Source organism: Escherichia coli, assembly GCF_036503815.1.
Lineage (GTDB): Bacteria > Pseudomonadota > Gammaproteobacteria > Enterobacterales > Enterobacteriaceae > Escherichia > Escherichia coli_F.
In genome coordinates, this window is sequence record NZ_AP027764.1 from 4,124,823 (window position 1) to 4,139,802 (window position 14,980).

13 protein-coding genes are annotated in these 14,980 nt (G+C 52.7%); 2 read left to right on the forward strand and 11 right to left on the reverse strand.

The window, feature by feature from the left end; all coding sequences use genetic code 11:
• Positions 1–4: 4 nt before the first annotated feature.
• Positions 5–595, forward strand: a complete 591-nt coding sequence (gene caiE, locus AABJ99_RS19700) for a carnitine operon protein CaiE (protein WP_039021802.1) — start codon at positions 5–7, stop codon at positions 593–595.
• A gap of 116 nt (positions 596–711) precedes the next feature.
• On the opposite strand, the gene caiF is transcribed toward caiE, so the two are convergent.
• From caiF to yaaY, 11 genes are all read right to left on the reverse strand, one after another.
• Positions 712–1,107, reverse strand: coding sequence for a carnitine metabolism transcriptional regulator CaiF (gene caiF, locus AABJ99_RS19705; protein ID WP_000333125.1), 396 nt, complete (start codon positions 1,105–1,107; stop codon positions 712–714).
• Between the two features lie 261 nt (positions 1,108–1,368).
• On the reverse strand, positions 1,369–4,587 hold the full coding sequence (carB, locus tag AABJ99_RS19710) for a carbamoyl-phosphate synthase large subunit (protein ID WP_338387411.1): 3,219 nt from the start codon (positions 4,585–4,587) through the stop codon (positions 1,369–1,371).
• Positions 4,588–4,604: 17 nt separating this feature from the next.
• Positions 4,605–5,753 carry a glutamine-hydrolyzing carbamoyl-phosphate synthase small subunit gene (gene carA / locus AABJ99_RS19715; protein WP_039021800.1) on the reverse strand — a complete coding sequence of 383 codons (1,149 nt, stop codon included), beginning with the start codon at positions 5,751–5,753 and terminating at the stop codon, positions 4,605–4,607.
• 455 nt (positions 5,754–6,208) lie between these two features.
• Positions 6,209–7,030: a 4-hydroxy-tetrahydrodipicolinate reductase gene (gene dapB, locus AABJ99_RS19720; protein ID WP_039021797.1), complete on the reverse strand. Its 822-nt coding sequence runs from the start codon at positions 7,028–7,030 to the stop codon at positions 6,209–6,211.
• 166 nt (positions 7,031–7,196) lie between these two features.
• Positions 7,197–8,111 (reverse strand): ribonucleoside hydrolase RihC, encoded by a 915-nt coding sequence (rihC, locus tag AABJ99_RS19725; RefSeq protein ID WP_039021796.1) that lies wholly within the window; start codon positions 8,109–8,111, stop codon positions 7,197–7,199.
• Between the two features lie 65 nt (positions 8,112–8,176).
• Positions 8,177–9,127: a 4-hydroxy-3-methylbut-2-enyl diphosphate reductase gene (ispH, locus tag AABJ99_RS19730; protein WP_039021795.1), complete on the reverse strand. Its 951-nt coding sequence runs from the start codon at positions 9,125–9,127 to the stop codon at positions 8,177–8,179.
• Position 9,128: 1 nt separating this feature from the next.
• Positions 9,129–9,578 (reverse strand): FKBP-type peptidyl-prolyl cis-trans isomerase, encoded by a 450-nt coding sequence (gene fkpB, locus AABJ99_RS19735; protein WP_000004655.1) that lies wholly within the window; start codon positions 9,576–9,578, stop codon positions 9,129–9,131.
• Positions 9,579–9,685: 107 nt separating this feature from the next.
• Positions 9,686–10,180, reverse strand: a complete 495-nt coding sequence (lspA, locus tag AABJ99_RS19740; protein ID WP_000083377.1) for a signal peptidase II — start codon at positions 10,178–10,180, stop codon at positions 9,686–9,688.
• A complete protein-coding gene (gene ileS, locus AABJ99_RS19745) occupies positions 10,180–12,996 on the reverse strand; it encodes an isoleucine--tRNA ligase (protein ID WP_001600978.1) in 2,817 nt (938 codons plus the stop codon). The genes lspA and ileS overlap by 1 nt, the downstream gene beginning before the upstream one ends.
• A gap of 42 nt (positions 12,997–13,038) precedes the next feature.
• Positions 13,039–13,980 carry a bifunctional riboflavin kinase/FAD synthetase gene (gene ribF, locus AABJ99_RS19750; protein WP_000767324.1) on the reverse strand — a complete coding sequence of 314 codons (942 nt, stop codon included), beginning with the start codon at positions 13,978–13,980 and terminating at the stop codon, positions 13,039–13,041.
• A 7-nt stretch (positions 13,981–13,987) separates the two neighbouring features.
• Positions 13,988–14,206 (reverse strand): DUF2575 family protein, encoded by a 219-nt coding sequence (gene yaaY / locus AABJ99_RS19755; protein WP_001353471.1) that lies wholly within the window; start codon positions 14,204–14,206, stop codon positions 13,988–13,990.
• A gap of 102 nt (positions 14,207–14,308) precedes the next feature.
• Here yaaY and rpsT point away from each other — a divergent pair, with 102 nt between their 5' ends.
• Positions 14,309–14,572: a 30S ribosomal protein S20 gene (gene rpsT / locus AABJ99_RS19760; RefSeq protein ID WP_001274021.1), complete on the forward strand. Its 264-nt coding sequence runs from the start codon at positions 14,309–14,311 to the stop codon at positions 14,570–14,572.
• Positions 14,573–14,980: the final 408 nt, after the last annotated feature.

Sequence of the window (14,980 nt, forward strand, 5' to 3'; positions counted from 1 at the left end):
AACCGTGAGTTATTACGCCTTTGAGGGGTTAATTCCAGTGGTTCACCCGACGGCGTTTGTCCATCCCAGTGCGGTCTTGATTGGCGATGTGATTGTGGGAGCCGGTGTCTACATCGGCCCACTCGCCTCACTGCGTGGTGACTACGGGCGGTTGATCGTGCAAGCGGGAGCCAATATTCAGGATGGTTGCATTATGCATGGCTACTGCGACACTGACACCATCGTTGGGGAAAACGGCCATATCGGGCACGGAGCAATCCTGCATGGTTGTGTGATTGGTCGCGATGCATTGGTCGGGATGAACAGCGTGATTATGGATGGCGCGGTCATTGGCGAAGAGAGCATTGTTGCCGCCATGAGCTTTGTCAAAGCAGGCTTTAGTGGCGAGAAACGCCAGTTGTTGATGGGCACGCCTGCCTGCGCTGTACGCAGTGTTAGTGACGACGAGTTACACTGGAAGCAGTTGAATACCAAAGAGTATCAGGATCTTGTCGGCCGCTGCCATGTAGCGTTACATGAAACGCAGCCGTTGAGACAAATGGAGGAAAATCGTCCCCGTTTGCAGGGGACGACGGATGTGGCGCCAAAGCAGTGACATCGTCGGATGCGGCGTAAACACCTTATCCGACCTGACTGGAGAGCAACCGTAGGCCGGATAAGATGCCAGCATCGCATCCGGCAACCAGACCGCACGGTATCAACGAAATTAAATTAACGACGCATACTCTTCGACAACATCATTTGCCACTTCTGCTCGCGGTTAAGTTCCGTGAGTGGAACGGCAGGAATACGCGGTGTCTTTCTTACGCCGACTAATTTTTCCCGACTGTTATTGCGCAGGCGCGCGTAAATTTGCTCATCGATATCGACCACTTTAACCAGTCGCTGACACTGGCATCCCCGCCCTTCCAGCTTATTAGGGATCATCTTAACTTCGCAGCTTATTTCTGTGACTTCCGACAGAATATAAGTCAGGGTATTAACCGCCTTGCTGTGTTCAATATCGAAATGAATAGAGATCTCTCTTGCTATCACCCACCGATTTTCAGCCATCATCCATTCGGCGATTAACAAGTAGAGTGGTTTTTCAACATATCCTTCACACATACGAACTCCAGTTTCACAAATTAAAAGTCTGGCTATGACTCGTTTTGAAGCAATTAAACAAGGCCATATTAAAATTGTGGATATATCGATAGTATGCAACTTCACCGTCGATAAGTGTGAGCTAAATCCTGCTTATGTCATCAAAAATATCGGTTCCCCAAAAGATTTACTTAATGGGCAAAAAAAAACGGTCCTCATCAGAGAACCGTATTAGTTATTCGATCAAATTAGCGGATGAAAAATATCCGCCATGACACGCTATTATTTGATCTGCGCGTGCATTTCCTGCACCGAAATTACTTTTTCAGTCGCATCGGCATTTAGCGCCATCGCGGTAGCGAAACCACCGTTCAGGGTGGTGTCATAATGCACTTTATATTGCAGCGCACTGCGACGAATCACGCGGGAGTCTTCAATCGCACGACGGCCTGACGTGGTGTTGATGATGTAGGTATATTCGCCATTCTTGATGCGGTCCTGAATGTGCGGACGACCTTCATGCACCTTGTTTACCAGACGCGGATTGATACCCGCTTCGCCCAGCACAATCGCCGTGCCGTGGGTCGCATCCAGCTCGAAGCCCTGTTTCAGCAGTTTTGCCGCCAGGTCTACCACGCGTTCTTTATCGCCTTCGCGCACGGAAAGCAGCGCACGACCGTGTTTCTTCATGGTGGAGTTGCTGCCCAGCTGCGCTTTGGCAAACGCTTCAGCGAAGGTGCGGCCCACGCCCATCACTTCCCCGGTGGAGCGCATTTCTGGCCCTAACAGCGGGTCAACGCCGGGGAATTTGTTGAACGGCAGCACCACTTCTTTCACCGAGTAATACGGCGGGATAACTTCTTTAGTTACGCCCTGCTCAGCCAGCGATTTGCCAGCCATCACACGCGCCGCCACTTTTGCCAGCGGTACGCCGGTGGCTTTGGAGACGAACGGAACGGTACGCGCCGCACGCGGGTTAACTTCAATCAGGTAGACTTCGTTGTTTTTCACCGCAAACTGCACGTTCATCAGACCGCGCACCTGCAATTCGAAGGCCAGTTTCTGCACCTGTTGGCGCATCACATCCTGAATTTCCTGACTTAAAGTGTAGGCTGGCAGAGAACATGCGGAGTCACCGGAGTGCACGCCCGCCTGCTCAATATGCTCCATGATGCCGCCAATCAGCACCATTTCACCGTCGCAGATGGCGTCCACATCCACTTCTACCGCGTCATCGAGGAAGTGGTCCAGCAATACTGGTGCATCGTTAGACACGCTCACCGCCGTCTGGAAGTAGCGACGCAGGTCAGCTTCGTCATAGACGATTTCCATCGCCCGACCGCCGAGAACGTAAGACGGACGCACCACCAGCGGGTAGCCAATCTCTTTCGCTTTCTCAACCGCCATTTCGATCGCGGTGACGGTGGCGTTTGCCGGCTGTTTCAGTTTCAGGCGGTCAACCGCATGCTGGAAGCGTTCACGGTCTTCCGCACGGTCGATAGCATCCGGGCTGGTACCGATAACCGGTACGCCAGCGGCTTCCAGTGCGCGCGCCAGTTTCAACGGGGTCTGGCCGCCGTACTGGACGATAACGCCTTTCGGCTTCTCGATACGCACGATTTCCAGCACATCTTCCAGGGTTACCGGCTCGAAGTAGAGACGGTCGGAGGTGTCGTAGTCGGTGGAGACGGTTTCCGGGTTACAGTTCACCATGATGGTCTCGTAACCGTCTTCGCGCAGCGCCAGTGAGGCGTGTACGCAGCAGTAGTCGAATTCGATACCCTGACCGATACGGTTCGGGCCGCCGCCGAGGACCATGATTTTGTCACGGTCAGATGGGTTGGATTCGCACTCTTCTTCATAAGTGGAGTACATATAAGCGGTGTCGGTAGCGAACTCTGCCGCACAGGTATCCACGCGCTTGTAAACCGGGTGCAGGTCATACTGGTCACGCAGCTTACGGATTTCTGCTTCACGCACGCCCGCGAGTTTTGCCAGACGCGCATCGGCAAAGCCTTTGCGTTTCAGCTGGCACAGGAAGTCAGCGTTCAGGCCAGTGATGCCCACTTCTGCGACTTTCTCTTCCAGGCGCACCAGCTCTTCAATTTGTACCAGGAACCAGCGGTCGATATTGGTCAGATTGAAGACGCCGTCTACGGACAGGCCCGCACGGAACGCATCGGCGATATACCAGATACGCTCTGCGCCTGCGTCTTTCAGCTCGCGGCGAATTTTGGTCAGCGCTTCCGGATCATCGAGGCTGACTTTCGGGTCGAAGCCAGTTGCGCCCACTTCCAGGCCGCGCAGCGCTTTTTGCAGGGATTCCTGCTGCGTGCGACCAATCGCCATCACTTCGCCAACCGATTTCATCTGAGTGGTCAGACGGTCGTTCGCCCCGGCGAATTTCTCGAAGTTGAAGCGAGGAATTTTGGTGACCACGTAGTCGATGGACGGCTCGAAGGAGGCCGGAGTACGCCCGCCGGTGATGTCGTTCATCAGTTCGTCGAGGGTGTAACCCACCGCCAGTTTCGCCGCCACTTTAGCAATCGGGAAGCCGGTCGCTTTCGACGCCAGCGCCGAAGAACGCGACACGCGCGGGTTCATTTCGATAACAATCAGGCGACCATTTTTCGGGTTCACCGCAAACTGGACGTTGGAACCACCGGTTTCAACGCCGATTTCACGCAGTACCGCCATCGAGGCGTTACGCATGATTTGATATTCTTTGTCGGTCAGCGTTTGGGCTGGCGCGACAGTGATGGAGTCACCGGTGTGGATGCCCATCGCATCGAAGTTTTCGATAGAGCAGACGATGATGCAGTTGTCGTTTTTATCACGCACCACTTCCATCTCGTACTCTTTCCAGCCGATCAGCGACTCATCAATCAGCAGCTCTTTGGTCGGAGAGAGATCCAGACCGCGGGCGCAAATTTCTTCAAACTCTTCGCGGTTATAAGCGATACCGCCACCGCTACCACCCATAGTAAAGGATGGACGAATAATGCACGGGAAGCCCACTTCAGCGGCAACTGCCAGCGCTTCTTCCATGGTGTGTGCGATACCAGAACGCGCAGTTTCCAGACCGATTTTCTTCATCGCCACGTCGAAACGGCGGCGGTCTTCGGCTTTATCAATCGCATCGGCGGTGGCACCAATCATGGTGACGCCGAACTCTTCCAGCACGCCCTGACGCTCCAGCTCCAGCGCACAGTTCAGCGCTGTCTGACCGCCCATCGTTGGCAGCACCGCGTCCGGACGCTCTTTTTCAATAATCTTGCGTACCACTTCCCAGTGAATCGGCTCGATGTAGGTCGCATCGGCCATTTCCGGGTCGGTCATGATGGTCGCTGGGTTGGAGTTCACCAGAATGACGCGGTAACCCTCTTCGCGCAGGGCTTTACATGCTTGCGCGCCAGAGTAGTCAAACTCACACGCCTGACCGATAACAATCGGGCCCGCACCCAGAATCAGGATACTTTTTATATCTGTACGTTTTGGCATGGCTCTTTTACTCCTGATTACTTAGCGGTTTTACGGTACTGCTCAATTAACTCGATAAAGTGGTCGAACAACGGCGCGGCGTCGTGTGGACCCGGACTGGCTTCAGGGTGGCCCTGGAAGCTGAATGCCGGTTTATCGGTGCGATGAATGCCCTGTAACGTACCGTCGAACAGGGATTTATGCGTAACACGCAGGTTTGCAGGTAATGTTGCTTCATCCACCGCAAAACCGTGGTTCTGGGCGGTGATCATCACCACGTTTTTTTCAACATCTTTAACCGGATGGTTGCCGCCGTGGTGTCCAAATTTCATTTTGACAGTCTTCGCACCGCTCGCCAGCGCCAGCAACTGATGGCCGAGGCAGATGCCGAATACCGGGATGTCGGTTTCGAGGAATTTCTGGATGGCAGTAATAGCGTAATCACACGGTGCCGGGTCGCCAGGACCGTTGGAGAGGAAGATACCGTCTGGATTCATTTTCAGTACATCTTCGGCAGATGTTTGCGCCGGAACGATGGTCAGGCGGCAGCCGCGGTCAACCAACATGCGCAGGATGTTGCGTTTGGCGCCGAAATCATAAGCCACGACGTGGAACGGTAACTCGTCTTCTTTTTTTGCTTCTGGCAAGCCGCCAGTCAGCGTCCAGCTCCCTTGTGTCCAGCTATAGGATTCTGCGGTGGTCACTTCTTTTGCCAGATCCATGCCGTTCAGACCTGGGAACGCGCGGGCTTTTTCTAACGCCAGCGCCGCATCCGGGTTATCGCCTGCGATAATGCAGCCATTCTGTGCGCCTTTCTCACGCAGTAAACGCGTCAGCTTACGGGTATCGATATCAGCAATCGCCACGATGTTATGGCGTTTAAGGTAAGAAGAGAGGTCTTCGGTATTACGGAAGTTGCTGGCAATCAGCGGCAGGTCGCGAATCACCAGACCTTGTGCATGTACCTGAGAAGATTCTTCATCGGCGTCATTAGTGCCGACATTGCCAATATGGGGATAAGTAAGAGTAACGATTTGACGAGAATAGGAAGGATCAGTGAGGATTTCTTGATAACCGGTCATTGAAGTATTGAAAACGACTTCCCCAACCGCCGAACCTGTTGCCCCTATGGCCCGACCGTGAAACTGGGTTCCGTCTTCCAGAACCAATAGCGCTGACTTAATCAAAACACCCTCCAGAGAATATTCACTCACTTTATTTGCATATTAATTCACAATGATGACGTAAATCAATGCAAATCTGCTTACCGACGAATTTCTGGCAAACGGCGGCATTCTGGAGAGATGAGAGCTAAAAGTCAACTTAATGGTGGTATTTTTTATATTATTTTGTGGCTCATACATGTTTTGCAGGCATTAAGCGACAAAAAGATCATATAACCCGTTCTGGAAAACGCTTGCGCAGCGAGAAGATTGCATGAAATAAAAATGAGCAGAAAAAAGTGGACCAGATGGTCAAAATTTACATTAAAACAACAAAAAAAGAAGGTAAAACGTGTAATTTTTAGCACTTACATAAAATTTAAAAACATAATACAAAAAATAAAAGGGCCAAAAATTAAAGCCCTTTATAATCAATAAATTAAATATGTTATTTTTGCACCATCACAAATGTTTTGTGGTTACAAATTATTGAGATCAAGCACATCTCGCATATCAAAAAGACCACTTTCCTTACCACTCAACCACAATGCCGATCTTACCGCACCGTTAGCAAATGTCATGCGGCTGGACGCCTTATGGGTGATCTCCAGACGCTCACCAATATCGGCAAACATCGCGGTATGTTCGCCAACGATGTCACCTGCACGCACGGTGGCAAAACCAATGGTGCCAGGCACACGTTCACCGGTATGGCCTTCACGACTGTAGACCGCGCAATCTTTCAGATCTTTATCCAGGGCGTGGGCGATCGCCTCTCCCATTGCCAGTGCGGTGCCTGAAGGCGCATCAACTTTATGTCTATGATGTGCTTCAATAATTTCGATATCGGCGTAGTCACCCATCACTTTGGCTGCTTTCTCCAGCAACTTAAGCATGACGTTGACGCCGACGCTAAAATTGGCGGCAAAGACAATCGCAATATCGGCGGCCGCGTCACGAATCGCCTGTTTACCGGCTTCGTCAAACCCCGTAGTGCCGATCACCATCCCTTTGCCATGCTGGCGACAAAAAGCGAGATGGTTCAGCGTACCTTCCGGACGGGTAAAATCGATAAACACATCAAAATCATCTTTTATCGCATCAAGGCTGCTTTGCACAGTAACGCCTGTTTTTCCTGCACCCGCCAGCTCACCGGCGTCGCTGCCCAGTAAAGAAGATCCTTCGCGCTCCAGCGCCGCGCCCAGCTGCACGCCTTCTAATGCCAGCGCCGCCTGAATCAACTGGCGGCCCATACGCCCCCCGGCTCCCGCGATGGCAACGCGGATGTTTGCATCATGCATAGCTATTCTCTTTTGTTAATTTGCATAGACCGTTTTCAGAGTAACCAGCGCATCGCTACGCCGCCAGCCAAAAACGCTGATAATTAGAAATTAATGATAAACAGGGAGGGATATCAGTGAAAGGCATGAGTCGATGAATGACTGCATGCCGATAACATGTGACAGGTTACGACGCCAGAGCCAGCACCTCAGCCACCCACTGCTGGAAACCTTTCACATCCAGATCCAGCGCCACCTGCACGTTTGCAGGTTTACTCAGGCAACCATCAATATCAACAACCGTAGTACCTGAGGTAAATTCACCCTGAGTTTCCACCGCCACAAAACACGGTTTGAGAGTGAACAAGTCTGGGCGCACCAGCCAGGCGATGGCGCAGAGATCGTGCATACGCAGACCGCTTTGCATACTGCCGCTACGGTAGTGGCTAAACAGGGCGTGCAACATTTTCCCGGTACGATTCAACTCCGGCAAAGTAGCGAGATAGTCAGGGGTTAACATTGCCTGATTGGTGACATCCAGACCACACATGACGATTTCGATGCCGCTACGGAAGACACAGGCTGCCGCTTCTGGATCGGCAGCGATATTAAACTCGGCGTTTGGCGTACAGTTGCCGCGTCCGGCAGAACCGCCCATGATCACCAGACGGCGAATATGCGGTTTGCATTCCGGGCATTGTGAAAGTAACAGCGCAATATTGGTTAACGGGCCGATGGCTACCAGCGTAACAGGCTCAGGCGCACGCAGCAGGGCATCACGAATCGCCAGAAATGCGGGTTTGTCCAGTGGGCTTCTGTTGTGCTCGACAAAGTCGTAGCCAGCCATTCCCGATTCACCGTGCACAGATGCTGCATTACGCGGTGCGCGTACCAGCGGCACGGAGGCTCCCTGGGCAAGCGGAATCTCCGCATTCCAGAAATGCAGCAGTTGCAGGGCGTTGCGGGTAGTTTTCTCTACCGAGACATTACCCGCGACGGTGGTCATCAGTTGCAGGTCAAGTTCCGGGGCAAAAATCGCGGCGGCAATGGCGACGGCATCGTCAATGCCTGGGTCAGTATCAAGGAAAATGGGTAAACGCATGTTTTCTCCATAAAAAATGCCGGTAACAAGACCGGCATTTTCGCATAACTTAGGCTGCTAATGACTTAATCGACTTCACGAATATCGACACGCAGCTCTTTTGGCACTTCGAAAACAATGTTTTCTTCACGGCCTTCCAGCGAAATGGCTTCACCACCGCCCAGTTGCTGTAAACGTGCGACTACATTCTGCACCAGAATATCCGGAGCCGATGCGCCCGCAGTTACGCCAACGCAGTTCACGCCTTTTACCCACTCTTCCTGGATATCTTTCGCATCGTCAATTAAAAACGCGCGTTTGCCCATACGCTGGGCCAGTTCCGCCAGACGGTTGGAGTTGGAAGAGTTTTTCGAACCAACCACCAGTACTACTTCCGCCTGTTCTGCCAGAGCGCGTACCGCTTCCTGACGGTTAGTGGTGGCGTAGCAGATATCATCTTTGCGCGGACCAACAATTTTCGGGAAGCGTTTACGCAGCGCATCGATCACATCAGACGTGTCATCCACCGACAGCGTAGTTTGGGTCATAAAGGAGAGTTTCTCTTCGTTTTTGACCGTCAGTTTCCACACATCGTCTGGCGATTCGACCAGATACATTCCCCCTTCAGGGTTGCTGTACTGCCCCATCGTCCCTTCCACTTCCGGGTGCCCGGCGTGGCCGATGAGAATCGACTCTTCGCCACGACGGCTGGCACGGGCGACTTCCATATGCACTTTGGTCACCAGCGGACAGGTAGCGTCGAATACCGTCAAATCACGGCTTTTCGCTTCGTTACGTACCGCCTGAGAAACACCGTGTGCGGAGAAGATCAGGATCGCACCGTCCGGCACTTCGCTGATCTGCTCAATAAAGATAGCCCCACGCTCGCGCAGGCTATCGACCACGTAGCGGTTATGCACTACTTCGTGACGGACATATATCGGTGCGCCGTAAATGGCCAGCGCGTTTTCAACAATGCTGATAGCGCGGTCTACCCCGGCACAAAAACCACGTGGGTTGGCCAACAGGATCTGCATGTTACGCCTCCAGTGCCGGATCGATTTCCAGCACTTCAATATCAAAATGAACGGTCTGCCCGGCCAGCGGATGGTTGAAATCAACGGTAATGGAGTCGCCGTTAATTTCGCGGATCACGCCAGGCATCTCACTGCCATCCATTGCGGTAAAAAGCATGATTGCGCCAATTTCTGGCTCGCCTGCATCCATAAACTCACGGCGGGAGAAGTACTGAATCAGGTCCGGTGACGGCACGCCAAACGCCGCATCTGGCTCCAGCGAGAAAGTAGTTTTATCGCCCACTTTCAGCCCCAGCAGGTGTTGCTCCAGCCCTTCGGAAAGAGAAGCATCGCCCAGGCGGAACAGCGCCGGTTTACCGTTGTTGCGGGTAGACTCGGCGGTAGTGCCATCGTCGAGTTTCAGCGTGAAGTGCACCAGGACGGCGCTATTGCTCTGTACAGATTCAGACATGCAGGTTTGCTCTTATATTTTGAGGATTTTTGCCGGATGCAGCCTACGATTTCGCAGCAATCTGTAGGCCGGATAAGATGCGTCAGCATCGCATCCGGCAGGGTTTATTATTGTTTTTTCGCTTTAGAAGGCAAAAAACCTTCCAGCACAATCAGTGCCGCACCGACACAGATGGCAGTATCGGCAAGGTTGAAGGTAGCGAAGTGCCAGTCGCCGACGTAGAAGTCGATCATATCGACAACGAAGCCGTGCCACAGGCGGTCGAACAGGTTGCCCAGCGCACCGCCAATAATCAGCGCGTAAGCGATATTGTTTAGCTTCTGCGTGGCCTTCGAGCGATACATCATCACCATCAGGATCACGCTAATACCAATCGCAATACCGGCAAAGAACCAACGCTGCCAGCCGCCACTATCGGCAAGGAAACTAAACGCCGCGCCATAGTTACGCGCATAATGCAGATTAAGCGACGGGAACAGCGGGACCGTATCCCCCAGAGCAAAGTTCTGGAGGATCAGGTATTTGCTGCCCAGATCGATAATCAGCACGACTACCACCAGCCACAGCCAGCGTAGCCCTGTTGAACAAATCGATTGACTCATCAGGCAAACTTACGTTTTTCACCGTCACCGGCGACGTTGCTGACACAGCGGCCGCAGATTTCTGCGTGTTCCGCCACCTTGCCGACATCCTGGGTGTAGTGCCAGCAGCGTGGGCACTTCTCACCTTCGGCTTTACTCAACGCGACTTTCAGCCCTTTGAGTACTTCGCTCTGCTGAGCATCAGCAGGGGCGTCGTTATAGTCTGCAACGGTAGCGCCGGAGGTCAACAGGACAAATCGTAATTCATCGCCCAGCGCGGTCAGTTTCGCCGCCAGTTCCGGTTCTGCGAACAAGGTCACTGCCGCTTCCAGCGAGCCGCCCACTTTCTTGTCGGCACGCGCTTGCTCAATGACTTTGTTCACTTCGCCACGCACTTTCAGCAGCTCGTCCCAGAACGCATCGTTCATCGCTTCGCTGTCTGCCAGACCAAACAGGCCTTCGTACCACTCGCCGGTGAAGACGTATTTTTCACGTTCGCCCGGCAGATAGCCCCACACTTCATCAGCGGTGAAGGAGAGGATTGGTGCCATCCAGCGAACCAGCGCTTCTGCGATGTGATACAGCGCAGTCTGGCAGCTACGACGCGCCACGCTGTCCGCTTTCGCGGTGTACTGGCGGTCCTTAATGATGTCGAGGTAGAAAGAGCCCATCTCAACGGAGCAGAAGCGCATCAGACGCTGTACCACTTCGTGGAAATCGTATGCTTCGTATGCCTTGAGGATGTCTTCCTGTGCCGCTTTCGCACAACCTACGGCCCAGCGATCCAGTACCACCATCTCTTCCGGTTTCACCATATCTTTTGCCGGATCAAAACCATTAAGGTTTGCCAGCAGGAAGCGTGCGGTATTACGGATACGACGATAGCTGTCGGCAGCACGTTTCAGGATCTCGTCAGAAACGGCCATTTCACCGGTGTAGTCAGTTGATGCCACCCACAGACGCAGAATATCCGCGCCGAGTTTGTTCATCACGTCCTGCGGCGAAACGGTGTTGCCGATAGATTTAGACATCTTGCGGCCCTGACCATCTACGGTAAAGCCGTGGGTCAGTACCTGACGATACGGCGCTTTGCCTTTCATCGCGGTGGAGATCATCAGGGAAGACATGAACCAGCCACGGTGCTGGTCAGAACCTTCCAGATACATGTCCGCTGCGTGACCGGCAAATTCCGGACGCACGTCAACAACAGAAGAGTGGGTAGATCCGGAGTCAAACCATACGTCCAGCGTATCCGGCACTTTCACGTACTGATCAGCTTCGTCGCCGAGGATCTCTTTCGCATCAAGATCCCACCATGCCTGAATGCCATCAACTTCAACGCGTTTTGCCACTTCTTCCATCAGTTCGAGGGTACGCGGATGCAGCTCTTCCGTGTCTTTGTGCACGAACAGTGACATCGGTACGCCCCAGGTGCGCTGACGGGAGATACACCAGTCAGGACGGTTAGCAACCATCGACTCGATACGCGCCTGGCCCCAGTCCGGGATCCACTGCACGCCTTTGATCTCTTTCAGTGACTGCGCACGCAGACCTTTCTGATCCATGCTGACGAACCACTGCGGCGTCGCGCGGAAGATGATCGGCGTTTTGTGACGCCAGCAGCACGGATAGCTGTGCTGCATTTTCTCTACGTGCAGCAGCGCGCCTTTTTCCTGCAGCAGCGCAACAACGATGTCGTTCGCTTTGAAGACGTTCACGCCATCCAGCGTCGGGTAAGTGCCCGGCAGATAAGTGCCGTCCGGGCCAACCGGGTTAGCGGTTTCCAGGCCGTATTTCTGACCAATCACATAGTCGTCCGGGCCGTGGCCAGGCGCGGTGTGTACGGCACCGGTACCGGCATCCAGGGTAACGTGATCGCCGAGGATTGCAGGAACGTCGAAGCCCATAAACGGATGGGTAAAGCGCAGCAGCTCCAGCTCCGCACCTTTTACCGTGCCGAGAATGGTGTAATCGGTAACGCCGATACGCTGCATTACGCTTTCAACCAGATCTTTCGCCAGAATCACGGCCTGACCGTCGATCTGCACCAGCGCATAGTCGAAATCCGGTGCAATGGAGATTGCGCGGTTGGCAGGCAAAGTCCACGGCGTAGTGGTCCAGATCACCAGCGAGATTGGGCCGTTAACGTTGCTTACGCCAAATTTTGCTTTCAGTGCATCCTGATCGACCGCCTGGAAAGCGACGTCGATGGACGGAGAAGTTTTGTCGTAATACTCAACTTCCGCTTCCGCCAGCGCAGAACGGCAGTCAACGCACCAGTGCACCGGCTTCGCGCCTTTGTGCAGGTGACCGTTGCCAATGATTTTGCCCAGCGCGCGGATGATGTTGGCTTCAGTTTTGAAGTCCATAGTCAGGTACGGGTGCGACCAGTCGCCCAGCACGCCCAGACGGATAAAGTCTTTGCGCTGACCGTCAACCTGAGTCGCTGCGTATTCGCGGCACTTGGCGCGGAACTCGGCGGCGGTGAATTTCTCACCCGGCTTACCGTATTCTTGCTCTACTTTCAGCTCGATCGGCAGACCGTGGCAGTCCCAGCCAGGCACATACGGCGAGTCATAGCCGGAAAGCCCTTTGGACTTCACGATAATGTCTTTCAGAATCTTGTTAACCGAGTGACCAATATGAATGCTGCCATTCGCATAAGGAGGGCCATCATGCAGAATGAAGGTTTTTTTGCCTTTTTTAGCCGCACGGATGATGCCGTACAGATCATCATCAGTCCAACGCGCCAGCATTCCCGGTTCGCGCTTGGCGAGATCGCCACGCATCGGGAACCCTGTTTCCGGCAAATTCAGGGTTGATTTATAGTCACTCATCAGATTCTCGGTTCCGTATTTCGGTTTGATTACATAACAGGCTTAAGCCGGTTTTGTTAGCCCAAAAAATTCGCGGGCGGTTAATTCATCACGCGCAATCTGCGCTTTCAGTTCGTCCAGCGACGCAAATCGCTGCTCATTGCGTATTTTTTTACGCAGCACTACTTGTATATGGCGACCATAAAGGTCCATTGCAACATCTAACAAATGCACTTCCAGCTGCTGGCGAATACCGGCAACCGTTGGGCGTGTTCCGATGTTTGCAACGCCGGGTAACGGCTTTTCACCGAGGCCCAGCACTTCTACCGCATAAACCCCTTTCACCGGGGAAACCTGACGGCGCAGCGGTACATTCGCCGTCGGGAAACCTATAGTGCGCCCTAATTCATCACCGTGGACCACACGCCCGGAGATGGCAAACGGGTGCCCCAGTAAACTTTCTGCCAGAGCCAGATTGTCATCCGCCAGCGCCTGACGTACAGCGGTACTGCTGATGCGCACGCCACCTTCGCAAAAAGTTTGCGTACTGGTGATATCGAAGCCGTATTCCGCGCCAGCTTTCTGTAATAACAAGAAATCGCCTTCACGACCAGCGCCAAAGCGGAAATCATCACCTACGGCAAGAAATTTTACCCGCAAATGCTTCACCAGAAGGTCACTGATGAAATTTTGCGCGGTTAACGCCGCGAAACGCCTGTCGAAACGCACGCACAGCACGTAATCAACGCCACACTCTGCAAGGTAACGCAGTTTTTCCCGCAGTCGGGTCAGCCGTGCCGGGGCTTTATCGGTAGCAAACAGTTCCAGTGGTTGAGGTTCAAAAAGCATCACCATCACCGGTAAGTTGCGCTTGCGCCCTTCTTCCTGCAAGCCCTGTAACAGCGCGCGATGACCGCGATGCACGCCGTCGAAATTACCAATAGTCAGCACACACCCTTCTTGCGGGGCCTGGCTGAGATTATGTATGCCGCGTATCAGCTTCATGTCTGGCTCAAAACAGTGAAAATCGTCCGAGTATACCTTGTACAGCGGTCAAGGTTAACCGGCGATTGAGTACCGAAATCAGAAAGAAGTGGCTTTTCATTGCCATGCCGCAAATTACGGGAAGAAACAGACCGCCTGCTGCAATTTTTATCGCGGAAAAGCTGTATTCGCACCACGCAAGCTGGTAGAATCCTGCGCCATCACTACGTAACGAGTGCCGGCACATTAACGGCGCTTATTTGCACAAATCCATTGACAAAAGAAGGCTAAAAGGGCATATTCCTCGGCCTTTGAATTGTCCATATAGAACACATTTGGGAGTTGGACCTTGGCTAATATCAAATCAGCTAAGAAGCGCGCCATTCAGTCTGAAAAGGCTCGTAAGCACAACGCAAGCCGTCGCTCTATGATGCGTACTTTCATCAAGAAAGTATACGCAGCTATCGAAGCTGGCGACAAAGCTGCTGCACAGAAAGCATTTAACGAAATGCAACCGATCGTGGACCGTCAGGCTGCTAAAGGTCTGATCCACAAAAACAAAGCTGCACGTCATAAGGCTAACCTGACTGCACAGATCAACAAACTGGCTTAATCGCCAATTTGCTGAAGCTTTGTGAAAAAGCCCGCGCAAGCGGGTTTTTTTATGTCTGCGGCTTTTGTGATGCCTGAGAGAACACAATGGCGATTGCCAGAGAGTCAAAAGTTGCAGGTGCTTGCAGACATGCCGTTACACTCTCTGGACTCTTCGTGGCTTAAAAATCGCAGAACCATCGGCTGATACATTCTGAATAAGAATATCTACTCAATCTCCAGACTCCCCTACATAGAATGTGGAGATCGTGATACATATTGAGGTCTTAAACTTAAGATCACTCTATTTTTGAATTAAATTCCTATACTCTTTAACCATCCATAAATATCACTTTATTAAATCTAATAAATTATTAACCACAATCAATACAGGTCAAATACTTATTTATAATGTACTTATTAAAAACTA